The 26019-nt window shown below is 68.6% G+C and carries 26 protein-coding genes and 1 pseudogene; 14 read left to right on the forward strand and 13 right to left on the reverse strand.

Translation table 11 applies throughout. From position 1 onward, the window contains the following. Both ACIREI_RS44395 and ACIREI_RS44400 read left to right on the forward strand, forming a co-directional pair. Positions 1–483 (forward strand): pyridoxal-phosphate dependent enzyme (locus ACIREI_RS44395; RefSeq protein ID WP_403345929.1); only part of this gene is annotated, 483 nt, incomplete at its 5' end. Between the two features lie 779 nt (positions 484–1262). Then, complete coding sequence (locus tag ACIREI_RS44400) at positions 1263–2354, forward strand: IS1380 family transposase (RefSeq protein ID WP_403345931.1); 1092 nt, start codon at positions 1263–1265, stop codon at positions 2352–2354. Between the two features lie 340 nt (positions 2355–2694). On the opposite strand, the gene ACIREI_RS44405 is transcribed toward ACIREI_RS44400, so the two are convergent. From ACIREI_RS44405 to ACIREI_RS44450, 10 genes are all read right to left on the reverse strand, one after another. Further along, positions 2695–3039: a hypothetical protein gene (locus ACIREI_RS44405; protein WP_403345933.1), complete on the reverse strand. Its 345-nt coding sequence runs from the start codon at positions 3037–3039 to the stop codon at positions 2695–2697. Positions 3040–3074: 35 nt separating this feature from the next. Further along, positions 3075–3356: a hypothetical protein gene (locus ACIREI_RS44410; protein WP_403345935.1), complete on the reverse strand. Its 282-nt coding sequence runs from the start codon at positions 3354–3356 to the stop codon at positions 3075–3077. A 587-nt stretch (positions 3357–3943) separates the two neighbouring features. Next, positions 3944–4576: a DUF6308 family protein gene (locus ACIREI_RS44415; RefSeq protein WP_403345937.1), complete on the reverse strand. Its 633-nt coding sequence runs from the start codon at positions 4574–4576 to the stop codon at positions 3944–3946. A gap of 141 nt (positions 4577–4717) precedes the next feature. Beyond that, positions 4718–5869 (reverse strand): GDSL-type esterase/lipase family protein, encoded by a 1152-nt coding sequence (locus ACIREI_RS44420; RefSeq protein WP_403345939.1) that lies wholly within the window; start codon positions 5867–5869, stop codon positions 4718–4720. A gap of 58 nt (positions 5870–5927) precedes the next feature. Then, positions 5928–6476 (reverse strand): YciI family protein, encoded by a 549-nt coding sequence (locus tag ACIREI_RS44425; RefSeq protein WP_403345941.1) that lies wholly within the window; start codon positions 6474–6476, stop codon positions 5928–5930. Positions 6477–6993: 517 nt separating this feature from the next. Then, positions 6994–7545, reverse strand: a complete 552-nt coding sequence (locus tag ACIREI_RS44430) for a YaaC family protein (protein ID WP_403345942.1) — start codon at positions 7543–7545, stop codon at positions 6994–6996. Between the two features lie 13 nt (positions 7546–7558). After that, the gene (locus ACIREI_RS44435) at positions 7559–8047 is read right to left on the reverse strand and encodes a YaaC family protein (protein ID WP_403345944.1); all 489 of its coding nucleotides are present in this window, start codon (positions 8045–8047) and stop codon (positions 7559–7561) included. Positions 8048–8348: 301 nt separating this feature from the next. Next, positions 8349–8531: a hypothetical protein gene (locus ACIREI_RS44440; protein WP_403345946.1), complete on the reverse strand. Its 183-nt coding sequence runs from the start codon at positions 8529–8531 to the stop codon at positions 8349–8351. Between the two features lie 381 nt (positions 8532–8912). Continuing rightward, the gene (locus ACIREI_RS44445) at positions 8913–10199 is read right to left on the reverse strand and encodes an NAD(P)/FAD-dependent oxidoreductase (protein WP_403345948.1); all 1287 of its coding nucleotides are present in this window, start codon (positions 10197–10199) and stop codon (positions 8913–8915) included. Between the two features lie 44 nt (positions 10200–10243). Further along, entirely contained in the window at positions 10244–11164 is a 921-nt protein-coding gene (locus ACIREI_RS44450) for an ornithine cyclodeaminase family protein (RefSeq protein WP_403345950.1), read from the reverse strand. A gap of 135 nt (positions 11165–11299) precedes the next feature. Here ACIREI_RS44450 and ACIREI_RS44455 point away from each other — a divergent pair, with 135 nt between their 5' ends. From ACIREI_RS44455 to ACIREI_RS44475, 5 genes are all read left to right on the forward strand, one after another. Further along, positions 11300–11992, forward strand: a complete 693-nt coding sequence (locus ACIREI_RS44455; protein ID WP_403345952.1) for a GntR family transcriptional regulator — start codon at positions 11300–11302, stop codon at positions 11990–11992. Between the two features lie 185 nt (positions 11993–12177). Further along, positions 12178–12942, forward strand: a complete 765-nt coding sequence (locus tag ACIREI_RS44460; RefSeq protein WP_403345954.1) for an amino acid ABC transporter ATP-binding protein — start codon at positions 12178–12180, stop codon at positions 12940–12942. After that, on the forward strand, positions 12932–13576 hold the full coding sequence (locus ACIREI_RS44465; protein WP_403345956.1) for an amino acid ABC transporter permease: 645 nt from the start codon (positions 12932–12934) through the stop codon (positions 13574–13576). Before ACIREI_RS44460 ends, ACIREI_RS44465 begins: the two co-directional genes overlap by 11 nt. Continuing rightward, on the forward strand, positions 13573–14226 hold the full coding sequence (locus ACIREI_RS44470; RefSeq protein ID WP_403345958.1) for an amino acid ABC transporter permease: 654 nt from the start codon (positions 13573–13575) through the stop codon (positions 14224–14226). Before ACIREI_RS44465 ends, ACIREI_RS44470 begins: the two co-directional genes overlap by 4 nt. A gap of 60 nt (positions 14227–14286) precedes the next feature. Continuing rightward, positions 14287–15138 (forward strand): substrate-binding periplasmic protein, encoded by an 852-nt coding sequence (locus ACIREI_RS44475; protein ID WP_403345959.1) that lies wholly within the window; start codon positions 14287–14289, stop codon positions 15136–15138. Here ACIREI_RS44475 and ACIREI_RS44480 read toward each other — a convergent pair. Then, the gene (locus ACIREI_RS44480; protein ID WP_403345961.1) at positions 15077–16366 is read right to left on the reverse strand and encodes a hypothetical protein; all 1290 of its coding nucleotides are present in this window, start codon (positions 16364–16366) and stop codon (positions 15077–15079) included. The genes ACIREI_RS44475 and ACIREI_RS44480 overlap by 62 nt on opposite strands. Positions 16367–16916: 550 nt before the next feature. On the opposite strand from ACIREI_RS44480, the gene ACIREI_RS44485 reads away from it, so the two are divergent. The 4 genes from ACIREI_RS44485 (at position 16917) to ACIREI_RS44500 (ending at position 18415) form a co-directional block, all read left to right on the forward strand. After that, positions 16917–17195: a DUF6233 domain-containing protein gene (locus ACIREI_RS44485; RefSeq protein WP_403345963.1), complete on the forward strand. Its 279-nt coding sequence runs from the start codon at positions 16917–16919 to the stop codon at positions 17193–17195. Beyond that, positions 17192–17389 (forward strand): hypothetical protein, encoded by a 198-nt coding sequence (locus ACIREI_RS44490; protein ID WP_403345965.1) that lies wholly within the window; start codon positions 17192–17194, stop codon positions 17387–17389. The genes ACIREI_RS44485 and ACIREI_RS44490 overlap by 4 nt, the downstream gene beginning before the upstream one ends. Before the next feature lie 64 nt (positions 17390–17453). Beyond that, positions 17454–18041, forward strand: a complete 588-nt coding sequence (locus ACIREI_RS44495; RefSeq protein WP_403345966.1) for a hypothetical protein — start codon at positions 17454–17456, stop codon at positions 18039–18041. Between the two features lie 98 nt (positions 18042–18139). Next, on the forward strand, positions 18140–18415 hold the full coding sequence (locus tag ACIREI_RS44500; RefSeq protein ID WP_403345968.1) for a hypothetical protein: 276 nt from the start codon (positions 18140–18142) through the stop codon (positions 18413–18415). A gap of 218 nt (positions 18416–18633) precedes the next feature. Here the strand turns inward: ACIREI_RS44500 and ACIREI_RS44505 are convergent, their stop codons facing one another. Next, the gene (locus tag ACIREI_RS44505) at positions 18634–19713 is read right to left on the reverse strand and encodes a Rieske 2Fe-2S domain-containing protein (RefSeq protein WP_403345970.1); all 1080 of its coding nucleotides are present in this window, start codon (positions 19711–19713) and stop codon (positions 18634–18636) included. A gap of 133 nt (positions 19714–19846) precedes the next feature. On the opposite strand from ACIREI_RS44505, the gene ACIREI_RS44510 reads away from it, so the two are divergent. Next, positions 19847–21382: a flavin-containing monooxygenase gene (locus ACIREI_RS44510; protein WP_403345972.1), complete on the forward strand. Its 1536-nt coding sequence runs from the start codon at positions 19847–19849 to the stop codon at positions 21380–21382. A gap of 255 nt (positions 21383–21637) precedes the next feature. On the opposite strand, the pseudogene ACIREI_RS44515 reads toward ACIREI_RS44510, so the two are convergent. Then, positions 21638–22815, reverse strand: a pseudogene (locus ACIREI_RS44515) (IS3 family transposase). 127 nt (positions 22816–22942) lie between these two features. Here ACIREI_RS44515 and ACIREI_RS44520 point away from each other — a divergent pair. Together ACIREI_RS44520 and ACIREI_RS44525 are read left to right on the forward strand one after the other, a co-directional pair. Further along, on the forward strand, positions 22943–24655 hold the full coding sequence (locus ACIREI_RS44520; RefSeq protein ID WP_403345974.1) for a hypothetical protein: 1713 nt from the start codon (positions 22943–22945) through the stop codon (positions 24653–24655). Between the two features lie 236 nt (positions 24656–24891). Then, positions 24892–25902 (forward strand): RNA-binding protein, encoded by a 1011-nt coding sequence (locus ACIREI_RS44525; protein WP_403345976.1) that lies wholly within the window; start codon positions 24892–24894, stop codon positions 25900–25902. Positions 25903–26019 lie beyond the last annotated feature (117 nt).

The following is a 26019-nucleotide window of genomic DNA, read 5'->3' on the forward strand; positions in this document are numbered from 1 at the left end:
GCCGGCAGCAATGGGTTGCTCACCGGTATCACCGCCGCCGCCCAACATCACGGAATCACCACCGTCACAGTCGAACCCGAACATCACCATGCACTAAACGGCGCCAGCGAGGCCGGACAACTGGTCAATGTCGAGCTTGACCCCGTCCCAGCCGACTCGCTCGGCGCTCGCCGTACCTGGCAGGCCGCTTCGACAGCGGCTCGACGCGGTCGGACACACTCCGTGCTGGTCACCGACGCCCAGCTGATCGCCGCCCGGCAGATCCTGTGGGACCAATACCGCATCGCCGTTGAGCACGGCACCGCGGCCGCCTTTGCTGCCGTGCTCGCCACCGAAGCCCCAGCACGGCCCGAGTACATATCCTCCGATCAGCGCCCCGTCGCCCGTAGCTACCGGCCCGCCAGCGGTGAGAAGGTCGCCGTAGTGCTCTGCGGAGCCAACACCGACCCCAGTGACCTCGTTCCACCGCCTCCCGTGGCCTGACCGGCGGCGAAAGACTGAACGTGGTCGAAGCGTAGAAGCACGTCCGCCTTCGAGCGAACCGGGGTCATGCCACAGGGTGGAGAGACGCGGGTCAGGCGTCCGACCGCACTGCCCGGCACACGCCCAGGAGGGTTCGCAACGAGCAGCCGAGCAGCGGGAAGCGGAGAAGGCGCGCGTCGTCATCAGCCCGGGAGGGTTCGCAGCCACGGGCACGACGTGCACCTGCGGATTCACACGCCCGGCTGGCCAGGCCGCGCCGAAGTGTGGCTGCACCAGGTGCACGTCGACCCGGCCCAGCGCGGCACCCAGGGCGGGGAAGGCCGACTGAGATCAGCGGAATCGGCCGCTGGCGCTCCCTGCACCGCGTCGCCGAAACCGACGGCCCCGCCGCGACGTCGCCCGCCCCGGCCTGGTGTGCAGGGGCCACGCGGTAAACCAACCACTGTTCAAACCATGCGAAGCGCAAAGAAGGCAGCGCTCCTCAGCCTCGATCCACCGGGCGACAGTCGGCCTGTGGACAGAGGAATAGGAAGAGGTGCCTGCTGACCTGCGATGATGGGAGTTCCTACGCTTCCAGCACGCACGATCGGCAAGGCACCTCTGAAGTGAAAGTCTCAACAGGCCCGCGGGGCTGTTCGCCGCGTTCGGTGAGCCCGACCTGATCGCGCATGCCGGGCTGGTACCCACGATCTGGCTGGCCGAGCGGTGCGGGCTGCCCGCTCTGGTGGCCGAGAAGGTGAAGCTGACCGGCGCCAAGAACGGTGCCGGGACGGCCGCCGATGCGAAGGCGCTGTCGATCGTGGGCGGGATGGTGGCCGGGGCGGACAGCATCGACGTCCTGGACGTGCTGCGTCACGGCGGCCTGCCGCGCCTGTTCGGCGGGGTGCGCGCCCCCTCCACGCTGGGCGCCTTCCTGCGCGCGTTCACGGCAGGTCTACGGCCCGGCCAAGCAGGGCGCCTGCTTCGGCTACACCAAACAGCGCGGCCTGCACTTCCAGGTCATCACCGTCAAGACATCCACCTGCGCGCCGGTGATCGTGGCCACGAGACTGCGCAAGGGCTCGGCAGGCTCCGGCAAGGGCGCGGCGAGTCTGCTGCGCGAGGCACTGGCCACGGTCCGGGCGATGGGTGTCACCGCACAGATCATCGTCCGCGCCGACTCCGCGTACTTCTCCCACAAGGTCGTCGAGGTCTGCCGCACCGCCGGAGCGCGGTTCTCGCTCGCCGTCGCGGTGGTGAAGAAGATACGCGAGGCCATCGCGGGCACCGGCGAGGACGCCTGGACGCCGATCCAGTACGCCGCCGCCGTCTGGGACGCCGACGAGGAACGCTGGGTCTCCGACGCCGAGATCACCGAAGTCCCCTTCACCGCGTTCACCAGCAAGAAGAAGGCGTTCCACACCACCGCCCGGCTGATCGTGCGCCGGGTGAAGCGGTTGAACCCCAAGAGCGTTCCCGCCGGGCAGGCCGAGCTGTTCGGCGTCTGGCGCCACCATGTCATCTTCACCGACAGCCCGTTCGTGCTGGCCCAGGCCGAACCCATGCACCGCGAACACGCCCAGGTCGAGCAGGTCTTCTCCGACCTGGAGGACTCCGCGCTTGCCCACCTGCCGTCGGGGAAGTTCACCGTGCACGCCGCCTGGCTCACCCTCGCCGCCACCGCCTACAACCTCACCCGCGCGGCCGGCCACTTCGCCTCCGTCTTCCATGCCAGGGCACGGACCGGCACCATCCGCCGCCACCTGATCAACATCCCCGCCCGGATCGCCACCGGCGCCCGCCGCCTCACCCTCCACATGCCCCAACTCTGGTGCTGGACCGACGACTTCACCGACCTGTGGACGGCGACCGGACAGCGCATGCTCACCTGACCCGCACGAGCGCCATGCCCGCCCACGACCCGAAGGACCTCGGAGACCCCGCACCGGACGGCCACCCGGCGATCACCGCTGCCCACACCGCGAAGAAACACCCGGAACCCGCCCACCACCCGCGATCAGAATTAACACGGTGGATCGAGGCTCAGAGGAGTACGGGGACAGCTGTGTCCATCACGCTCATCGTGCCGCCACCTCGTCTTCGCCGTGGACCTGGTCCTCACGGGTGTCCTCCGGAGTGTCCGGGGGTGCGACGGAGCCAAACAGTCCCTGCGTGCCGTGGAGGAAGGCCGCGGCGCCAGCGTCTCCGCTGGTCTCGGGTTCGGGATCGGTCTCAGTGCCGGCAACCAGGATGCCCTTGATGGTGCGGTAGGACGGGTCGCCGACCGTGATCGCTCTCGCGCAGGCGGCTGTCCAGACGGGTGTCACCGTACTTCTTCCGCAGCCCGAGAACCCCCTGGGCGGCGCGGAGCCGGTAGAGCGCGTTGACCTCCAGGAGCTGGTCGACGACCTCGCGACAGGTGTCACCGATCTCGGACGCCTGGGTGCGGCACCAGATGGGCGTCTTCATCTGGAAGGCGATCTTCTCCGGGGGGTAGTCGCTCTTGTCGGTGCGTTTGCCCTGGTCAAGGGCAGCGTGGGTCTTGACCAGGCCGCCGTCGAGGAAGACCTGCACCATGGTGGCGGTGGAGCGGACGTCGACCTTGCGGCCGATCAGTCTCCAGGCACGGAGTAGAGGGTGCGGCCGACCTTGATGTGGATGTCCGGGCCGACGGTGGCCGTCGACCAGCGGGCCAGGGTGAACGGGGTGAGCGGCAGCGGGAGCAGGGCAGCGGCCTCGACCGCGCCGAGCACGGCCATCGGGGCCGCTCCGCCCAGCGGCCGGCACTGGCGGCGCCCGGCAACCTGCTGGGCCCAGGTGACGGCCTCGGTCTGCATGTGCTCGATCGAGGTGAACTCCCGTCCGCGCCAGAACGAGTCGCGGACGTAGGGCATGGGCCGCTCCACCGCCGGCGCGGGACGCCGCGTGGTGGAGGTAGAAGCCCTTCAGGCAGGCCGCCGCGGTCTTCAACGCGCTGTGCCCGTAGGGGCGTTTGCCGTCCCGCCACGGCAGGCCGAACGGTCCCGGATAATCCGCCCCCAAAGCCGCCGTGTAGTGCCGCAGATCCTCAAGCGACACCGTTTCTGTGTCCAGGCCCGCGAACCGAAGCCACCGCAGATGATCCACCAGCACATACGCGTACGTACGGGCCGTGCCCTCGGCGCAGGTGCGCAGGAACCCGTCCGTCTCCGCCACAAGCGTGCAGTCCGTGTCCACGACCGTGTAGGACACCCGCCCGTCGGCACGGACGATCTCCTGTACGCGTAACTCCCCCACCACCAACCGGCCACCCACCATGTGCCGCCCCCTCCGAACCGGGAACCGCCCCGGTGGCGGCACTCCCGGTCCCGAGTCCACACCCCTCCCCCACGTCCCCGGACCACTCCACGCGAACGTCACACACACCCCGGCGACGGTTGGTGAAGTCCGTCACCCTCACACGCCAGAACGCCCCTTCGGGTCGCTTTGACGGCAGGCAGCCTCAGGGGCAGGCGTGGCCGACGGCCCGGTGGTTCATCCATACCGCCACATCGCACACCCGCAGCGCACTCACCGTCTCGGGTAGCCCCGCGGCCTGCCTCAGTTCCAGCAGTTGGCGGTGCAACGCGGCGTCGTCCTCGCGCAGGGCGGCATGGAGAGCGAGCCAGAAGGACGGCGGCCGGCCGACGGCACAGCGGACGACTCGGTCGTAGACCGGGAGCAACCGCGGACGCTTACGCGCCAGAATCTTCCCCGCGATCACCCATCCGACATCGGGCTGGTCACGAAGGAGGTGCCAGGCCTGGTCCGCGGGCGAACCGTCGGCCACGGCAGCCGCTTCGGCATCAGCCATATCGATGTCCCTGGCAATGGCCTGCAGCAGACCGGACAGCCGCGCGCCGAGGCGCCCCTCCAGGATGTCCAGCGCGACGGACGCCGGAACAGTCACCGACAAGGTCTGCACCGCGACCAGGTCCTCCGCCGTGATCCGGTCGGCAACCTCCGGCCGGTCTCCCCCACCCGCCAGATGCTCGAACCGACTGCCGGTGAACGGCGCCCCGCCGGGCGGCAGACCGATCCCGAAGTAACGGCGCAGATCACCCATAACACGCTCTGCACTCAGCAGTACGCGCAATCGCTGCCCCAACGGCGACAACGACGTTCCAGTGGAAGAGATCACACGAACCCATCCTTCATAAGGCGAGCAGTGGCCTGAATCCCGGCCGGAAGAGCGTGGAAGCTCCGCACCTGGTGCGGGGTGTGGAGCCCAGCTCACTCAGCGGAAGGGACCGTCGGTCGCGAAGGCGTGGGCTGCAAAGCGCTTGCCCATTCGGCGGTATGCGGCGGCGGTGGGGTGAAGGCCGTCGGCCAGGTCATCTGCCTCGTTGGGGCCGAGCAGCTCGCGTCCGTCGAGATAGTGGAGGTGGGGATCGGACGCCTGTCGTGCCGCAGCGATCCGGGCCAGCTCGGCACGGACCACCGCCAGCGACAATGCCCCGCCGGCCACATCGGCCGGGTCGCCCAGGGCAGCGAGCCTGCCGTCCGGGCCGGTCGCGGTCGGGCCGGGGGCCTCCTCCAGGGCCGGACAGCTCACCGGAGAGATCAACAGCAGCGGGGTGTCCGGGTGTCCATCCCGAATCGTGTCCAGGAAGCCGTGTACCGCCGGGCCGAACGTCCGCAGTCGGAAGGCGGACAGGCTCACGATGTTGATGCCCACCTTGAGGCTGATCAGGTCGGCGGGCGTATCGCGGATCGTCCGGGCGACATAGGGATCCAGCAGCGCGTTGCCCGCCTGGCTGAGGTTGATCACCTCCACCCCTCCGAGCGCAGCTGCCACCACCGGCCAGGTCCCGGTCGGGCCGTCAGCCTCGATGCAGTGGCTGATGGAACTGCCGTGGTGCACCCAGCGGCGCCGCCCGTCCGGCAGCGGTGCCAGCACGTCACCGTCAGCGCGCAGTGCCACCAGTTCCGTTGGGGTCTGCTGTGGCAGCCACAACTCGACGCCCTTCATGCCGGCTGGCAGCCCGGCGAACCGTACGGTTGCTGGCTCGCCCGGGATGAGTCGCTGTACGGCCCCGGGGCCTGCCATCCGCAGCACGTTGCCCACCGGCGCCTGCTGACGCCCGGCCAAGGCGCCGTCCACCAGCAACTCCAGCATCCCGGTCGGGCGAGGGTGGGGGTCGGAGTCGAGCTGGCCGGTGGAGGTGAGTACCTCGAACTCCAATGCGCGCGCATCGGTGCGGAACACCAGCCGCACCCCCGAAGGCATCAGGGTCACCCCGTAGACCGACGGGTCCTGGTACTGCTCCTTGGTCCACGCGGGCAACCGGCGCGGCATCACCCCTGCCTGTGTGGTCTCCAGGTCCAACGCACCCCGTAACTCCACCGGCCCGCCCACCAGCGGAACCGCCCGCAGCGCCACCGTCACCGCTCCTGTCCCAGGTCAATGTGGACCGGAGATGACATCAACCCGGCGCCTTCGTGGCTCATCGGCGCCCGCCGAACTCCCAGTCGTGGACCTCGATGTCCGCGTACCGGTCCGGATTCAGGACGGCTCGTGCCGTGTCCGGATCCGGGGCCCTGAGCAGCACCGCCGTACCCAGCCAGGTGTCGCCGTCGTCGGACAGCAGCGGCCCGTACGCGACCAGCTCGTCCCGGTCGAGCGGCAGGGCAAGGTCGGCGGCCGGGCCCTCGCCGAGCCCGAGCACCAGGTACCGGTTGCCATCGGTGCGGCCACCGGGGAAATCCCACATGGTGCGCCCCAGCAGATTGCGCCACCGGCGCAGCAGCACATCCCGGTACGCGCCGGCCTGGTAGTTGGGCTCGTCGAAGGCGAACGCGCGGGCGGCAGCGTGATCGGGCAGGTCGACGATGTGCACACTGCCGGTGGGTGTCTCGCCGTCGGCGGCGAAGGTGGGGCCGCGGGCGATCAGCTCCTTCGCGTACCGGTCCATGTAGGCCCAGTGCTCCTCCAGCAACTCCTCGCGTAACGCGAGGGAGCCGGGCCGGTCACGGTGATAGCAGAAGAACTCCATGACCACAGACCCTTCCCCATCGAAGGCACCATCTCAACCGGCTTTCGGCAACGATGACCCCGCGCTCCAAACGAGGCAGCATCCCGTGTAACGGCGTAGCCATCACGCCGCGCGCTCACAGCCAAGTGGCATGCCCACACGGCTGCTCTGCAGCCGAGTGACAGAAACAGCGTCCGGCGCCGACATCCCCGGCTCAGGACGGCCCACAGCCGCCCAAAGATCACGCACCGGACTCTGAAAGCGGGCACTCAGCAGTCGTAGCGGTGGGTGTACGGGGCGTCGGGTAGTTGCGACAGACGAAGAAGTACATGCCGCCGAAGTCGCCCAAGGCCATGTCGTGCCCGAACGCGTCGAGGGCGGCGGGATCGGCCTCGGCCAACCAGGGCGGGCCGCGGTTGGCTGGGGCCCCAGCCAACCAGGGAGCCACCGGCCCATGCCATGGATCAAGGGTGGCTGACCGAGTGGAGCGTTGTCGCTGGCATTTCGCTCCCTGCTGCGACCTGTCGAAGAAGGTCGATCACGTGCTCACCTCGGTGATGGTGTCCGCGATCAGGACGGGCAGGTGGTTGAAAGCGTGTTCCAGGAGCCGCTCGATCGGGACCGCGAACTTGCTGTTGTCGACGTTGATGAGAGCGCCCCAGGCTGCGGGTTCGTAGCGGGCGAGCATGGACAGGGTGTACAGCACGGCCCACCAGGCCATCAGCGGGTGCAGTTCCCGCTTCATCGAGCCCAGGACGGGCAGGAAGTACCGGCTCCCGGCGTAGCCGCGGGTCAGGGTCCGCAGGTGAGCGAGCCGTTCTACTGCGGTCGCCATTCCGTCGAATCCGGTGCCCACGCCCTCGGGCATGAGCCAGTTCATCACCAGTTCGCCGCCACCGTAGTTGTAGCGGGTGTACTGCGGAGGCGCCTCCGGCCCGCCGGTGAGGGCGCCGGTGGTCACGTAGCTCTCGTGCTGGGCGACGGCCGGGTACGAGACCAGGAAGTCCGCCAGCGCCTCGCCGGTGCCGGCGTCGATGACCCGGTCGGGGATGTCGCACACCGGGACGCTCAGCAGGGGGTGCTCGTGCATGCCGACGCCGGCGTCATCCCCGACTGTGTACAGCGGGGTGAGCCGGTCCCCTTTGGTGAGCGGGCAGCGGAGGTTCGGGGGCAGCAGCGCCCTGCACGTCTTCCAGGCGCAGCGGGTCCTGCTCCCACACAGGTGAGTCGAGGAACTCGCTGACCTTCACGAAGCTGCCCTGAGTTCCGGGCGGGTCGGTGCGGATCTCGATGTCGGGGAAGGGCAGGTGGAACCCCGTGGTCTTGATCCCGTGGGTGTCGAGGCGCCAGTCCTCGCCCTTGAGGGACCAGGCGGCGGCCGTGATGGCGCGGCCGGCCTGGCTGAGGCCGTAGAAGGCCAGGACCGGGCTCGTGGCAGGTCCCACGACGGCGGCGGCCCGGAACAGCTGCTGAGCCTGCTCCAGGGCTGCCGAGTACGTCTTGCGGCGGGAGCCGGTATTGGCTCTGGCCGGTGGATCGGAGCGGCTGGACCGCAGCCGCTCCCACGCCTCATCGGCGTCGAGGTCGCTCATGGCCGGGACGCTACCCGCTGTCGAGTTGACGCCGCAGGGTGAATTTCTCCCTCGCGTACGCGGGCGCAGATCTAAGCGAGAAAGTCCAACTTGCCTCGATTTAAAGTCTATTGACAGATTTTCAGGTGTTCTGTCACGGTCATGTTCGCCCGCTTCGGGCGGACCCCGAGAGAGGAAGATCCCCCATGACACGACGCACCGAGTACGACGAGGGCCAGGCCGCCGGACGTCTGCGGGTGCCGATCACGGCCTTCCGGTGGGCGCGGCACACCGGCCTCATCCCGGCTCCGGACGCCTCCTCCTACCCGTGGTCGCGGGCCGCCCTGGAGGCGATGGACGCCGACGCGATCCGGGCCTCGATCCCGCACGAGCCGATCGCGGGCGGCGTCGCCGCGAACCGGATCGCCGTCGCACTCGGCACACCGAACCCGACCGGACACGGCGAGAAGGCGAACGTGACCGCGTTCGCAGTCCGCCGGCTCATCGCTCGCGGCCTGCTGACCGACCTCAGCGGCAACCCCGACGGCTCGCTCGTCAACCCCGACCAGGTCGACACCGTGTGCCAGCTCGAGGACCTGGCCGGCCTGGTCGCCGCCAACACCCCGCTCGGTCCCGACCAGGCCGCCGAACGACTCCGGGTGAGGCGAGTCGAGCCGGCTGATGTGGTCGAAGTCGATGGTCTGGTGCATGCGCGCGCTCCATGCGAATCCGGTCCTGGTCGGTCAGGGCGCGGTGACGCCAGAGCGCGGGCACGGATCGACCCGTCACACCCGGGTGCCGACTCCGGTGTCACACCTGGGTATGACGGTTCATCGCCGGTGAGGGCCCACTGGCCAATCGCTCCCCGCGGGGAAGGCCGCTCGACTCAACCGACCGCCGGGGTCCGGCCCCGCCGCGAGGTGAAGCGCTGCGGGGAAAAGGGGAGAGCCGTGCCGGCCGCGTCCGCTCGCCGACGGCCCCCGGCGACCTCCGCGGAGATCAGATCCGCGGTCGCCGGTGCCAGGGTCACCCCGAGCATGCTGTGTCCGCTCGCGACGAGCACGTTGTCCTTGCCCGGCAGCGGTCCGATGACCGGCAGTCCGTCGGGTGTCATCGGACGCAGTCCGGTCCAGCCCCGTGGCTGCGGCTCGAAGGGAAAGTCCGGCAGGTAGGCGTGGGCGGAGCCGGCGATGCCCCGCAGGCGGCGCCGGTCGATGGTGGCGTCGGAGCTGCCGAACTCCATCGTCCCGGCGAACCGGAGCCGGTCCGCAAGGGGTGTGACGGCGACCTTCGCCTCGCCGAGGTACACCGAGTGCCGCAGCGTCACCGAGCCGCTGGTGTCGTCGAAGCCGTATCCCTTGCCGGGCTGGACGGGCAGGGGGTGTCCGGCCAGCCGCGACAGCGGGCCCGTGTGCACTCCGGCCGCGAGGACGAAGAGGTCTCCGGGGACCTCGTGGCTCCCTGCGAACACCGAGGTCACGATGCGGCCACTGGACCGGATGCCGGTGACCCGGCTCTCGTGCAGGAACCGGACTCCGAGTTCCCGGCAGCGGTCTTCCAGGCTCCTGACCAGACTCGCAGGGTCGACGTGCCGTTCCTGCGGGCAGTGAAGGCCGGCCAGCACCTGCTTGCCGAGCGCCGGCTCGAGGTCCCGGAGTTCGTCCCCGGAGAGAGGGACGGCAATGTGACCGATCCGCTCCATGGGGGCCGTCGCCAACCGGTACTCGTCCATGGTGTGCCGGGTGGTGAAGACCAGGAGCTGGCCCGCGCGGTGGTGCTCGAAACGTATGCCGTCCTTCTCGTACTCGTCGAAGAGTTGCAGCGTGCGCGCGTTGAGGGTGGCGAGTGCCTCGACACCGCACTCGAAAGCCCGGCGATTGCAGTGGCGCAGCATACCGATCATGAAACGCACGTGCTCGGGGCGGGGAGAGGGGCGAACGTACAGGGGACTGTCCCTGCGCGCCATCCACCGCAGGGCCTTTCCGAGCATCCCGGGCGCCGGCACGGGAGCCGACATGATCGGAACGATCCACCCAGCGTTGTGCACAGAGGCTTTCGCGGCCCCGCGGCCTGCCGCGTCCACAACGGTGACGGCCAGGCCGTCCCGGGCGAGCCGGTGAGCGATGGCGAGTCCGATCACACCCGCACCGACGATCACCGCACTGTCTGTCATCGTTTGTCCTTCCGCGGATCGCGGATCACAGTCGGATCGCCGGTTCAGGCGAGGAACTTGTCGGCCAGGAGGCGGGCGATGGCCCAGTCCTGTACGGCGACGCCGACGGACTTGAACACGGTCCGCTTGCCGTGGTCGGCGGTGGGGGCGGTCAGCGCGCTGCCGAGCTCCGTGAGGGCTTCCCGGGTGATGGCCCCGGCTTCGAGCGCGTGGATGATCTCGCCGGACTCCTCCAGAATCGCATCGAGTTCATCGACGACGACCGTGCTGCCGGAGAGCAGTTCGTCGGGCAGTTCCCGCATGGTGGGGCGGTACGCGCCGATGGCGTTGACGTGGACCTGTGCGGGCAACGCCGACTCCGGGAAGAGCGGGCTGGTCGCGTTGGTCGCGCAGGAGACGATCTCGGCCCGCCGGACGGCCGGCACCGGATCGGTCGCGGTGAGCAGTTCCACGCCCGCCAGCTCGGGTGCCAGTCTTTCGACGAGGTCCCGGGCGCGCCCCAGGTCGGCGTCCACCACCGTCAGCTGACGCAGGGGCCGGACCGTGTGGACGGCGCGGACCTGGTCGGGGGCCTGTGCGCCGGCGCCGATCAGGGTGAGCCGCCCGGCCTCGGGCGGGGCGAGCAGGTCGGTGGCGACGCCGACGACGGCACCGGTGCGCAGGGCCGTCACCGGGCCCGCGTCCGCGATCAGCTGGTCCAGGCGGCCGGTCTCGCTCCACGTCACGGTGCCCGCGATGGCGGGCTTGCGCTCGAAGTTCAAGCTCAGTGTCTTGAACATGGCGGAGGCGGTCGACCGGTGATGGGCCGACATCACCAGGAACTGCCCGTCCCGCAGTGCGGTACGAGTGGGCATCTCGAACTCTCCGGCGGCGAGATCGACGAAGGCCCGCCGTACGGCATCGATCGCCTCGTTCATCGTCACGGCCTCGCGGATCTCCCGCTCGCCGACGGTCATCGCCTTCATGGCACCCACTTTCTCGTCGGGCGTTTCCTCCACCGCGATCCACGCGGAAGGAAAGCGGAAGTAAGGTATTACACCTTACGCCTCAGAGCAAGTGCACACGGCTACGGCAGGCCCGTTCTGTGTTATGCATTGGGCATGACTACTTCTCGCCCGGCGGGGGCGCTCACGCGCGGTGCGCAACTCAAGTCGGTCAGCCTCCGCGAGCAGGCCCGAGAGGCGCTGCGCACCCGGATCGTGCTGGGGCAGATCGAACCGGGCCGGGTGGAGAGTGTCATCAACGTGGCCTCGGAACTGGGCGTCTCCGTCACGCCGGTCCGCGAGGCCGTCATGGACCTGGCCAATGTCGGCATGGTGGAGATCATCCGCAACCGGGGCTTCAGGGTTCCGGAGCTCACCGACCACGACCTCGAAGAGATCTTCCGTCTGCGCACCATGCTGGAGGTCCCGGCCATGGTCGAGCTCGCCGAGCGGGCCGACCGGGCACCCATGGCGGGATTCCGGCAGCTCGCCGAGCAGCTCACCGACGCCGCACGCGAGGGGGACCTCGTCGCCTTCCTGGACCTGGACCGGCAGTTCCACCTCGGCCTGCTGGAACTGCTGGGCAACCGCCGCCTCGTGACGATGGTCGGCCAGCTGCGCGACCAGGCACGCATGCAGGGCCTGCAGAAGCTGGCGGACCAGGGTGAGCTGACCCAGTCCGGCGAGGAGCACATCGCCATCGTGGACGCCATCGAATCGGGCGACGGCGAGCTGACCGCCGAACTCATGCGCAAGCACCTCACCCACAGCCGCGGCATCTGGGCCGGCCGGGCGGAAGACGGAGCCTGACGCCTCCGAGCCGGGCACCCCCCGCCGAGTACGCCGTCCTGACCCTTGACAGTGACTGGCACGCCCCCGATGCTCAGTGAGGTATTACACCTCAGGCCCGAGTGGTTCGGCCTGTCCGCCAAGCCCGCCCCCAGTGCTGGGCCGGCCACCGGTCCACCGGATGGCCCAAATCGGAGATAAGAACCTTGGCAAGCAAGAAGAAGGCCATCGAGCTCGAAAACGTCGTGAAGAGATTCGGTGACCACACGGTCATCGACGATGTGTCGCTGTCCGTGGCCCAGGGCGAGGTCGCCGCCATCATCGGCCCGAGCGGGGCCGGAAAGAGCACGCTGCTGCGCTGCGTCAACCTGCTCGAACGGCCCGACAGCGGCAGGATCGTGGTCGCCGGCACGAGTATCGACGCCGGAAGTCAGATCAAGTCCAGGGATCTCGCCAAGCTGCGCAGCGTCGTGGGCATGGTCTTCCAGTCGTTCAACCTGTTCCCGCACCTTACGGTGCTGCGCAACATCACGCTGCCCCAGGAGCAGGTGCTCGGCCGCAGTCCGGCGGAAGCGCGCGAGCGTGGTCGCGCACTACTGGAGCGGGTCGGGCTGGCTGAGAAGGCCGACCAGTACCCGAACCGGTGCTCGGGAGGCCAGCAGCAGCGCATCGCCATCGCGCGGGCCCTGGCCCTCGACCCCGAGGTGATGCTCTTCGACGAGCCCACCTCCGCGCTCGACCCCGAGCTGGGCCTCGAGGTGCTGACGGTGATGCGGGAACTCGCCGACGACGGCATGACCATGGTGGTGGTCACCCACGAGATGGAGTTCGCACGCGACGTCTCCGACCACCTCGTCGTCATGGCCGACGGGGCCGTCATCGAGGAGGGCAAGCCGACCGACATCTTCGCGGCGCCCACGCACGCCCGGACCCGGCAGTTCCTCAGGGCGGTGGACCGCGATGGGGTCTGACCTGGTTCTCACCGTGCTCAAGGGCGTACCGACGACGCTGCTGCTGACCGGCGCGAGCCTCGGCATCGGCATCGTGGGCGGCCTGCCGTTCGTCGCAGCCCGGGTGTCCCACCGGCCGCTGCTGCGCCTCCTGTCGCGCTCCCTGATCGAGGTTCTGAGGGGCATCCCGCCGCTGGTGTGGCTGTTCATCATCTACTTCGGCCTGGGCACCTCGCTGCCCGGGATCGAGCCGCTGGAGGCTTCGATCCTCGGCATGGGCCTGATCTCCTGCGCCTACATGGCCGAGATCTACCGCGGCGGGCTCGCCGCGGTGCACCACGGCCAGTGGGAGGCCGCCAGGGCCCTGGGCATGAGCAGTGTGGCGATCGTCCGCAAGATCATCGCCCCGCAGGTCTTCCGTATCTCCGTGCCGGCGACGGCCACATACGGCATCGGCCTGTTCAAGGACTCGTCGGTCGCCTTCACCCTCGGCGTCACCGAGGTCCTCTACTGGGCGAACGAACGGTCGCGTTCGACCGGTGACGCCATCAAGCCGTTCCTCGTCGCGGCCGCCGTCTACATCGTCCTGTCGGCGGTCTGTGCGGCACTGTCCCGCTCCGTCGACCGGCGCCTGCAGCGAAGGGTGGCCCGATGAGCTTCCTCACCGACTGGACGGACGCCTTCCCGCAGCTGCTGGACGGGCTCAAGATCAGCGCTCAACTGGTCGCGGGCAGCCTCGCGCTCGGCATGCCGCTCGGACTCCTGCTGGCCCTCGGATCGGCGTCACGCGTCATGCCGGTCCGCTACGCCGTCATCGCCCTCGTGGAGGTCGGACGTGGCACACCGGCCCTGGTGATGCTGCAGATCGTCTACTTCGGCCTGCCCGAGCAGGGGTTGTCACTGAGCTCCTTCGTCTCCGCGATGCTCGCCCTCGCCCTGACCACCGGTGCCTACGCCAGTGAGATCATCCGCGGCGGTCTGCAGTCCGTTCCGCAGGGCCAGCTGGAAGCGGCGGACGCTCTCGGCATGAGCCGGTTGTCCGTACTGCGCTTCATCGTGATCCCCCAGGGACTGCGCGTCGCCATCCCCTCCCTCATGGGCCTGTCCATCCTGATCTTCCAGGCCACCTCGCTCGCCTACTCGATCGCCGTGCCCGAACTGCTGGGTGCCGCGTACTCGTACGGCTCCTCCACGTTCAAGTACCTGAGCGTCCTCTCCCTCGCGGGCCTCATGTACCTCTCCATCACCGTCCCCGCCAGCTGGCTGTCCGAGCGCGTCGAGCGCCGGCTCGCCCGGCACGTCTGAGAACCCCCGGGACAGGAACGCACAGCCGTTCACCCGGTCACGGAAACACCAGGGAGAAACATGAACAGCAAGTTCCCCTCAGCCATGGCCGCCCTCACGCTCCTGGCCGTGGCCACCCTCTCGGGCTGTGGCGGCGAATCGTCCACGACCACCGTCAGCGAGGACTGCAAGCCCAAGCACGAGTTCAAGACGATGGCGGACGGCACCCTCTCCGTGGTGAGCTTCGACATCCCGCCGTTCAGCAAGGTCGAGGGCAACGACCTCACCGGCGTCGACGGGGACATCCTCAAGGCCATCGCGAAGATGGAATGCCTCACCCTGTCCGTCAAGGCAGCCGGTGCCGCCGCCGTCATCCCGACCGCGCAGGCCGGGCGGGCCGACCTCGCGGCCGGCGACTGGTACCGCACAGCGGAACGGGCGAAGGTGCTCGACCTGTCCGACCCGATCTACCTCGACGACATGGCGCTCGTCTCGGAGCAGGGGGTGTCCACCATCCCGGACCTGAAGTCGAAGGGACTCACGGTCGGCACGGTGGAGGGCTACCTGTGGGTCGCGGATCTCAAGGACTACCTCGGCAGCAAGCTGAAGACCTACGCCTCGGGCGTCAACTGCTACCAGGACCTCCAGGCCGGCCGACTCGACGTGTGCGTCGACAGCTATGGCTCCGCCGTGTACACGACCAAGGGCAAGAACCTGAAGGTCGAGAAGGCCGAGCCCTTCGACAAGGTCGCCGCTTCCGTCGAGGCCGCCCAGTCCACCTTCCCGATGCCCAAGGGACACGAGGACATGCTGAAGGCCGTCAACGAGGACATCGCGGCCCTGCGAAGCAGTGGCGAACTCGCGAAGATCCTTACCAAGCACGGCCTGGAAGCCGACGCGGCCGAGGTCGGGGAGCCGCGCCTGATCGGCTGACCGGGACGCCCGGAGACAGCCCGGTACGGAGCCGGAGAAACAACGCGCTCCCGCCCGGGCTGGTGTCCTCCCCGGTAACGCCCGCCACGCGCTCCTGCCGTGCATCCACTGCTCGGCGCCTGCGGCCCGCCGAGCTCGCCAGGTGCTCTCGCTGGTGAGCCGCCGGTGATCCGGCCCGGGACGCGGGGGTCGCCGCGTCGGCGCTGAGCCAGCACCTGGGCAACCCCGTCGCGGGAGGGGCTGCCGGCCGAAGAACGGCAGGGCTGGCACCGCTGTGCGCGCCTCGCCGACGCCCGGGGTGCCCAACTGGTCGATGGCCTGGCCGCACAGGTGGCTCCGGGATGCCGTGGTACGGCCGCGGAGTCCCGCACCTTCGCGGCGCAGCGCGCGCGGCATCCAGATCGGGCCCCTCGTCGGCGGCCCGGACGGCGCGGCATGCAGCCGGATCCGGTGCGGTCTCCCGGGACGAAGCGCGTCTACCGCGCCGCAGACGACCTCGGCCCGGGCGGCTGTCCCAGATGGAGGGTCGGTCGGCTGCGGCGAGGAGGCCGTTGATGCGGCGGGCGAACTCGTGGCCGGGCAGCGGGAGCTCGGTGTCGGGCTCGCGTAGGTAGCCGGCTGTGACGGCGGTCGGGATGTAGGCCATGAGCTTGCTGACCCCGGCGGGCCGGGAGCGGACGGTCTGCTTGGCGAGGTGGTGCAGGATCCGCATGAAGTGGGTGGTGTTCGTGCTGGTGATGCGGTGGTCTGCCGGGTGCCAGGTGCCGCCGTCGTCGAACGCGGGTGGTTGGGGCGGGCGCTGGACGTCGTCGGTCTGCTGGTGCCAGAAGTAGGCGGTGTCCCGCTCCCCCAAGGCCAGGTGGTGGAGGTAGAGGCAGTAGGCGGCGGCGGCTTGTCCGGCGCCGGCGGCGTACTGCCACCAAAAGCGTGCGCCCTCGTCGGTGTCGGTCAGCTGCAGGACACACGCGAGGACCAGGGCGGCGCGAGGTTCGGGGACCTGGTCGGTGACGAACTTGGCGACGGTGCCCGGCGGGGTGTGCGAGACGAGGGTTTCGCACAGGGCACGCAGGTCCTCGGCCGCCGCCTGGCGGCTGCCGCCCGGGGAGTTCTGGACGGTATGGGCGGCATCGGGTGCGGGCGACGGGGCGGTTGAGGGGACGATGTCGCGCGGCAGGGTGCGCTTGCGCACGAGCAGGGCTCTGGAAAGGAGTTCTTCGATGCCGGTCACGGGGTGTTCCCTTCGGTCGGGGCGGCGGGCACAGGACGCTCTCCAGGAAGCGGGTGGCGTGACGTTCGTCGGAGCGGACGGCTTCCAGCGCCACGCCCAGGAGGGCGGAGACGGTCTCGGGCGGGCGATTCCACAGCCGGCGCAGGACCATGACGTCGAGCTGGCTGCCGGGCAGGCGGCTCATGGCCGCGAACAGCTCCAGGCTCTCGGTGATCTGGTTCATGCACTCGGCCGGATCGGTGAGGGACTGAGGGGGCGGCGGTGTCGAAGGCGGCCATCCCCAGCTCGGGCCGTCCGTCCCGGTGCGGGGTGCGGGCCATGACCGTGGTGCGCAGGACGTTCCAGGCGTAGCGGCGCGTGTCCTGGCTGGCCAGGGCGTCATCCCAGGACAGCCAGAGGATGTCGAAGGTGCTGGACACGGCGGCGTTGCGCTGGTCGTCGTCGAGGAAGGCCTGGGCGTAGAGCAGATAGTCCAGCTCCACGAGTTCGCGGAAGGCGCGGTGTTCCAGCCGAACGCACCCCCGTCCAGGTCCACGCCGGCGACTGCCACATGGCGGGCAAGCGCCGCCGCGCGGTCAGCCGCGACGAAGCCCGCCGGCTACTCGCCGCCGGCCTGGGAGCGTGCAGTCACTGCCAGCCCGACACCCAACTGCACATCCTCGACTTGGCCGACCCGCGGCAACCCGCCGCCCGGTTCCCCGAGCCGCCTCCGATCCAGAGTTCCACCGACGCCCGGGCGCGGCTCGAACAGTCGTGCCATGCGCCTGGATATCCTGAGGCCCGGACGGCTGGTGCCCATGCCCGCCGTTCAGGACAGGACCCCCGATGACCACTCCCCCGCCGATCACCGAGCCGGGCCCGTCCGCGCTTACCTGCCCTGGCGACGAGGTCGGCCCCTGCGCCACCTGCCAGCGCAAGACTCACAAGTACGGCAGCGGCGGCAGCCCGCTGTGCCAGTGGTGCCTGGCCTCGGTGCAGGAGGACTGGGGCCGGACCGTGCGCTACGTCAGCACGCGCGCCTAGGCAGGCGCGGCAGGATCTGCTGATCGCCGCACGGCCGTGCTCGGGGCTCTCTACGCTCCGGATCATGAACTGGACGAATGCGCTGGCTGTCTTCGGAGCCGTCACCGGCGCGGCCGGCTTCGGCTGGCAGATATGGAGCCACCGCCTCACCGGTGGCCGCGTCGAGGTCTTATCCACCCGGCAAAAGCACGACGGCCACTGGTGGGTTCGCACCGACGTGTCGAACGTGGGCCGCCCGGACGTGACGATCGTCGGCTACTCGATCTGGCGCGACATCCCGGGCCACCGCCTCCGGCGGGCCCTGTGGCGGCTGCGGGCCGTACAGCGCGTGGGATGGAAACGCGCCCGGCGCACTGAGCTGATCTTCAACCCCGCAGTCACCTTCTCCGCACCCGTGCGGTTCGAGACCGACGGCCAGAGCGTTGAACCGCCCTTCGTGCTGAAGGCCGGCGCCATGCTGTCGCTCCCCCTCATGGGCATGGAGGTGCCCAACCGGATCGGCCGCCAGCTGCGGGTGTCACTGCATCTGGGAACCGGCCGCATCATCCGGGCCGACGTCCAGGAGGCCGATGCGCTGGAGCCGTTGCGGATCGACCTGGACGAATTCACCGGGCAGTGGTCGCTGCGCGTAGGGCTGCCCACGGACGACTGAGGCAGGCCGCCACGCCGAGTGTCACGGTTGGCCCCGGAATCGATGCTTGGGAACCCTGCCTGCGACAGCCTGGACACACCGACGAATAGGGGACAGCGATGATCGCGCGCGTGGCCGTATGGGAACCGATGCCGACCGACGACCGTGACTGGGTGCTGGACGCCGCCGCCAGCGTGCCCGGCGTCCACGGCAGCTATCACCTCATTGATCCCGTCACCGGCAACGGGCTGAGCATTGCCTTCTTCGAAGATGAAGCTGCCGCCCAAGCCGCGCGGAAGGCGATCGAAAGGCGCGCGGAAGAGATCGGCTGGAACAGCGTTCCGCATCCGGCGCCTGCTTCCGCGACCATGTACGAGGTCATCCGCCATGCGTAGCCCAGTACAGCCGCTGAGCCCGGCATCGCGGTCGATTTAATCGAAACCCGGGATCAGCTATCTGAATCGATCGCTACTCCCGGCCAACTGCGGCTCTCAAAGTGGCCACCTGGAGGGCTGTGACCGCGCTTCCGTGATGACTACGCCGTTTTGCGGAACGCTGCCGCCTTCGGGGTGCGGGGTCATCGTCGCCAGGGCCGGTGGAGACGCTGTCTCCGTCACGAAGCCGGGTAGAACTGTCGGGCCCAGTGGCGGAACAAGCCGATGGCCTCGTCGCTCGCCGCGAGGCGAGGCCGTGGCTCGTAGCGTTTGGTGTTCCAGATCCCCAGGTCCTGATGGATCTTGCTGACTGCGGTGCGCAGCACCGCGCGGGCGAAGGCCCGGTGCAGGCCACGCAGTGGGAGCGACGTTTCGGTGGCGTCCTGCTTGCTGATATCCGCACAAGCAGCCGCGACCAGCATGCGGGTACGACGAGGCCCGGTCGGTGTGTGCATGGCCCACAGGTAGCTGACGAGTCCGAGCGAGGGCAGCGGAAGCTCGACCCGGAGATATCCCAGCCCCGCCATGAGGAACGCATGGTCTGCCTGGATCTTCCGCTTGAGAGCGGGAGGCCGGTCCGGCCCGAGACGCAGACGCATGCGCAGGAGGGGGCCCTCGGTCACCGGTGCGGCGAGTTCCTCCACGGCCACCTTGTGCAGGACGGGCAGATGCCGGTAGTCGAGGGTGTTCTCGATGATCTCCTGGGCGTAGGTGCGGACTTCCGTGCTCCAGGCGGCCGTCGGAACCACTCCGTCCTGGGCGGTGTCGGGGACGTCCCAGGAGGGTGCGGCACCGTCCGGTGCGTACCAGACGAAGAGAAAGCCGTTGCGCTCGCTGATGGTGTGTTGCTGCAGGCGGGCGCGCGGTGGCGGGCCGTCGGGCGTGCCGACGCAGGTGCCATCGGGGGCGAAGGCGAAGCGATGGAAGGGACACACCAGGTTTTGGTCTTCCACGGTGCCGCCCGCCCCGAGATGAGCGCCCAGGTGTGGGCAGTAGGGACGCACCGCGCGGGACCTACCGTCACGGGTGCGATAGAGGACGATGTCTTCGTCCATGAAGCGGCGGGTCAGGACTTTGCCGGGGGCCAGTTCTCGTGAACGTGCCAGGCAGAACCAGCCACTGGGGTAGGGCAGATGCCGCCCCGGCTCGTCGACGGCGGTGTGCGGGCTGCGAGACCTGGGCAGTTCGTCCCTCATCGTCATGACCGGCAGCCAAACACAGGAAATCTCGCCGATATTTACCTCACTGAGAAAAATCACTCTTATGAGGGTCTAACGGCCTGTATCACCATAGATGGTCACGGTGAACCATACGATCGGCTGCTCTGAGTAAGTGGTTGGGGGCTGCTCGGTATCAGCGCCGGGTCGCTCACGAGGCAGGCAGGGGGCGCCGGTGGCCGACGACAGCATCGACAGCACAGGAAATGAAGCGGAAGTCGTCGTCATTGGGGCCGGCCTCTCGGGCGTGGCCGCCGTGATCGCGCTGCGCCGGGCCGGCTTCGGTGACGTCGTAGTGTTGGAGAAGTCCGGCCGCCTCGGCGGGACTTGGCGGGACAACACCTATCCCGGATGCGGCTGCGACGTACCGTCGCTGCTGTACGAATACTCATTCGCTCCCCACGCGTGGAGCCGGGGATTCGCCGACCGGTCCGAGATTCTCGACTACCTCGACACCACCGCGGCAACGCACGGTGTGGCCACGGCGATCCGCTACGACACCGAGGTGCTGAGCATCCGCTGGGCGCCGGACGCGCACTGCTGGAACTTACAGACCACGTCGGGCACGTACACCGCCCGCGCCGTGATCGTCGCCACCGGCCCCTGGCATCGGCCCCGCCATCCTGACATCCCCGGCCTGGACACCTTCCCCGGCCCTGCCTTTCACTCCGCGCGCTGGAACCACGAAGCCGACCTGACCGGACAGCGGGTAGCCGTGGTGGGCACCGGAGCCTCCACCGTCCAGTTCCTGCCCGAGATCCAGCCGAAGGCGGCCCATGTCGACGTCTTCCAGAGCACACCGCAGTGGGTACTTCCGAAACCCGACTACCCCCTCCCTCCCGGTCTCCACCGCTTCTTCGAGCACCACCCGGCAGCACGCCACGCACTACGCAGCCTGCACCACTGGACCCAGGAAGCCATCGGCGTCCCCTTGCGCCACCCCCACCTGCTACGGCCCTTGGAGGCCCTGGCCCGCTTCCATTTGCGTGCCTCGGTACGGGACCGCGCCCTGCGCCGAGCTCTTACTCCCGACTACCGCTTCGGCGGCCGCCGCCTGATCACCTCCGGCACCTACTACGCCGCCCTCACCCGGCCCAACGTACGGCTGCATCCCACCCGCGTGACTGCCGTCGAGGGCTCCGACGTCATCGGCGCCGACGGCACCCGCACGCGTGCCGACATCATCGTCCTCGCGACCGGATACCACATCGGCGACATCCCCCTCGCCCCCCAACTACACGGCACCGACGGCACATTGGCCCAGACCTGGGCCGACAACCGCCGGGCCTACCTGGGCACCAGCGTCAGCGGATACCCCAACCTCTTCCTGCTCATCGGCCCAAATCTGCTCACCGGCACCACCGCCGTCCCCACCGTCCTCGAAGCCCAACTCCGCTACGTCACCACCGCCCTCAACCACCTGCGCTCAAGCGGGGCCTCCTCGTTGGATGTCAAGCCCGAGGCCGAAACAGCCCACCAGCAGGCCCTGCACGAGGCGCTACGCGGCACCGTCTACAACGCCGGCGGCACCGGCTACTACTTCGGTCTCCCGGGTATCAACACCTTCTGCTGGCCCTGGTCGACCGCCAGGCTCGTCCAGCGCCTGGACTCCTTCGACCCGGACGCCTACACCTGGACGCTGCCACTGCCTGCCCAGGCCGCCGCCGAACGGAATGATCAGCCCGCCCACCAGCCGGGCCGACCGCAGTAGGTCCCGGTCACGCAGCCGTCGACGGCGAGGTGGTCGGGTAAAACTGGCGGCGCCGGACTTTGAAGGGGCCGTCGCCCGCGGCGAGGGGGGCCGTTCCGGTGCCACGGGGTCTCGGAATGCTGGTTGCGGCCACATCCTTCGACGACACGGCCGAGGCTCATCGGCCGTAGCTTTCACACAAGCGCGGTCACAACCCCGCTAGTTGGCCTTACGTTCCAGGGACGGGGACTGCTGCGTGATCAGGTGACAGCGGAGTTATGCAGCCAGGGCTGCGGGTGGGGTCATGATGGTCTCGTACTCGACGGGGGTCAATCGGGACAGGCGTCTCTGGCGTCGGTGGTAGGTGCGTTCAATCCAGGTCACGATCGCGGTCCGCAAGTCCTGCCGGGTGGCGCAGACTTGACGGTCCAGGACGTTCTTCTGCAGCAGTGCAAAGAAGCTCTCCATGGCCGCGTTGTCGCCGGCCGCCCCGACCCTGCCCATCGAGCCGACCAGGTCGTGCCGGACGAGAGCGGACACGAACTTCCGTGACCGGAACTGAGAGCCGCGATCCGAATGCACAATGCACCCGGCCACCTGGCCGCGGCGGGCGACGGCGGATTGCAGAGCGGTGACCGCGAGGCGGGACTGCATCCGGTCGTCGATGGAATAGCCCACGATGCGGCCCGAGAACACGTCCTTCACCGCGCACAGGTACAGCTTCCCCCTCGCCGGTTGGGTGCTCGGTGATGTCAGTGAGCCACAGCCGGTTCGGGGCGTCGGCGGTGAAGATGCGCCGCACTCGATCGTCGTGGACCGGCGGCCCGGCCTTGGCGTTCCTGCCGCGACCGCTTCGCTTTCCAAACGCGCTCCACCAGCCGTTGTCCCGGCAGATCCGCCAGGCGGTCCGCTCGGCCATCACCTCGCCCGCGGCGTGGGCCTCGTCGACAAGGAAGCGGTGGCCGAACTCCCCGGGTCGTCGCGGTGCGCGTCGAACAGTGCATTGGCCCGGTATGCCTCGGCCAGTTCGGCATCAGTGACCGGGCAGGCCAGCCACCGGTAGTAGGGCTGGCGGGCCAGCCCCAGCACCCGGCACGTCACCCCTACCGGCACCCGGTAAGGGGCGTCGGCGGCAGCCAGCTCGCGGACGAGCGGGTACATCATTTTGCCGGCAGGTTCGCCTGCGACAGATACGCCGCCGCCCTCCTGAGCACCTCGTTCTCCTGCTCCAGCAGCCGGATCCGTTTGCGTGCCTCGCGCAGTTCGGCCGACTCACCCGACGCCGTTGCGGGCCTGGCGCCCTCGTCGATGTCAGCGCGGCGCAGCCACTTCGACAGCGGGATCGGGTGGACCCCGAAGTCGGCGGCGATCTGTTCCAGCGTGACGCCGGGCTCGCGGTTACGTGCGACCCGCACGACGTCCTCGCGGAACTCCTTCGGATACGGCTTGGGCACTGCAACATCCTTCCAGGCCGCCTCTCAGCAAGCCAGGTCAGGTGTCACCGAACTCTGCAGCAGTCCCCTGGCCAATCAAAACCGAGTAGTCGCAGCCTGCGGCTGCCCGAGCTGGTTGGATATGCGAGTGGTCTGGTTCACCAATGACGACGTGGTGGCACGTGCTGACACCGAGCGCTACCAGCTTGGTCTTGAGCTGTATGAGCAGACCGGTCCACTGAAGGTGTTCGCGGATCATGTAGTGGCCACGGTGGGGGACGACGACTATCAGGTGCGGTTGACCGGTGCCGACGGCCTGCTGATCGGTGAGTGTTCCTGCCCGGTGGGGCGGGACGGTGCCTTCTGTGAGCACTGCGTGGCTGCTGCGGTGATGGCTGTGGACGTGACAAGCCCACCACCGGATACGGGAGCGCTGCTCTCCCGGGTGGACGCGCTCGGCGGGGCGATGCTGCGCAGCGCCAACCTGGACTGCTGGGCGGATGACGCGGAGGACCTTCTGCTCACTTTGGAGCAGGTCACCATCGACCACCCGGCGGTAACCAGGCCGCTGTATCAACGACTGCTGCGGCGCCTGGGGCACAATCGGGCAGATTTCGACACCCAGGAGGACCGTCAGGTGTTCCTGGACGTTGCGGAGCGGACCACCGCGGGCCTTGTCCAGGCATGTGTGGGCGAGGCGATGGACCCCGACGAACTAGCCGGCTGGGTCCTCGATCTTCAGTTGGAGGAGACCCAGCACTTCTTCGTTGAAGTCGCCGACCTGGTCGAAGCGCTCGGAACCCGGGGGGTGGCCACGTATCGGCGGCGGTTGGACGAGATACACCGGAACCTGCCGCCCGAGGACATCGATGACGATGAGCCGGTGAACAGCCATGGTGCGATCGCCTACATCCGCGAACAATTCCTGCTGGCGTTTGAGCCGGATGTCGAGGTCCTGAGCGCTTTCTACGCCGAGAATCCAACTCATGGTAGTGACGTGTCGATCGCCCAGGCGCTACGTTCGGCGGGACGGGTCGGCAAAGCCATCTCCTGGCTGGAGGGCCTGCAGCGGGGGAACTACCAGGGCGACGTCGAGCTCGCCGAGCTGTATGAGCTGCGCGGTCGAGACCGAGATGCGGCAAGGATCCGCTGGAACATCTTCGAAAGCTTCCCCCGCCCACACACCTATCGTGCGCTGCTGGCCGCTGCCGAACCCCTGAATGCGGTGGAGTACGCGAAAAACCGGGCCCTCTCCTGTCTGGAAGCATTTGAGCAAAGAGGCGGTGGGGACGACGGATTGCTCGCCGAGCTGTATGAGCTGCATGGTCGACACCGGGACGCGGCAAGGATCCGCTGGAACATCTTCGAAAGCGTTCCCCATCAAGGCTACTTTCAGCTGCGAGAGCGCCACTATCGTGCGCTGCTGGCTGCCGCCGAACCCCTGAACGCCGTGGAGTACGCGAGAAACCGCGCCTTCGCTCACCTACGCGACCAGGCGGCGCGGTATGGCCCCGACGCCGCCGCATCGCTGGTCCACCTCCTGTTCGCTGTCGGCGACGTCGACCAAGCCTGGGAGGTGGCGCGGGCATACGATCTCGATGGCCGTGAGCTGGCGCACATCGGGCGTGCGCGGGCACGCCAGCATCCGGCCGACGCGATCCCGATCCTGCTACGGGCAGCCGAACTCACCATCGACCGACGGTCCGACTACGCCAGATACACTCGGGCCGCCGAAATGCTGGCCGAACTCAAAGAGCTGCATCAACGAGCCGGCTCGGACTTCGCCGACTGTCTCGAACGATTCAAAGCCGCCTACCACCAGCGTCCGCTGCTGACGGCATTGACCAAGGTCGACCTCTGACACCTGGGCTGTCTCACGGCTGGCATCGGATCCGACGGCGATCCGACCTTGACCGTGAGATTCCGACACGGAATCCGAGATCCCACAAGATGATGTAGGACCTTGCGGCTCGTGTCATAGAGCATTGCGCTGACGAGCAGGTTCCTGATCTGTCTCAGGATGTTGCCCTACGACTCTGTCTCACCTCCCATGGCATTTCCTCGTGGGGCGACACAAGCGTGCTGGATGATGGGGCGGTGCAGCTCCCCTACGTCTACCGCGTCACCAAGTACGACCCTGCCGACCGTGACGAACACGGGCATTACACCGGCAGTGAGGACACCGTCAGCGATCACGGCGAGGTCGAGGCGTCTTATCTTCAGGCGGTCGCGGCCTTCGCCGGGGACAGCGGCGTCGATCACCTGGCCGTACGTGAACCACAGGTCCCGTCCTTGGCGCACTTCGGTGTGGAGCCTCCGGTGGACGGCTTTGGGTTGGACGGGATCTTCCCTGGCGGCCCTACCGGTTTTCACGACGGGGCAGAAGTACCGCTCGAAATCGGGCTGCAGCTGGTGCGCGCCATGTTGCGCGACAACGGAGCCTGGTGCCGGCTGGAGGCGGAAGGCGCGTTCGCGGTCCATGTGGGATGGGACCAGTACCTCTACATCAGCAGCAGTCGGCCTTGCGAGGAAGCGTTGGCCCGCACCCGGGAACTCGGACTCTTCCCAGAACGCCTGGACGCCTCCCCGTACGCCTTCGAGGCCGAGGAGGAAGATCAGGTCATCCAGCGTCCCGGCGATGACGACTTCTGGGCCGACCTGCACAGGGCAGTCGTCACCGGCCAAGCAGGAATTCTGGAAGAGACGTATCTCGAAGGTGCCTCACGATGGCACCACCTCACCAGCGACACCATCGACCCCGTTCGCGCTGGACTGGCTCCCCGGGCCCGTCTCGCCGTCTGGCCGCCCCTGTCCACCGACATCGACGCCGTCCTGAGAGCCCTGCCCGCTGATGGCCTCGTTGAAGGCGTGTGGCAGGACGACGACGGCAACATCCGCAGCGCCATCGCCGAAGAGGACGAGTTCCCCGAACTGGCCGCCCGGATATCCCGTGCTCATGCCGCCGCGCTCCTGTCTGTATACGCGGGTGAATCTGTGCCTCTGTGCACTGCTGTCATGCCCGACAACGACGGAGTCCTACGGGCTCGTTGGCGAACCGAGCCGACGCCGGGCGACCGCGACTGGGCACTTCGTCAGCCTCAAGGGTGAGCGCTTCGACCTGTGTCCTGTCGCAGCGCAGGTGGCAGTTGGCGTGAAGCTGACCTGCACAGGTGCCAGATCTTCTGGGACTGCAAGCCGGTGGCGGCCTCAAACGATCTGGCTTTC

This window comes from Streptomyces sp. NPDC093591, from assembly GCF_044764885.1.
In the GTDB taxonomy this organism is placed as follows: domain Bacteria; phylum Actinomycetota; class Actinomycetes; order Streptomycetales; family Streptomycetaceae; genus Streptomyces.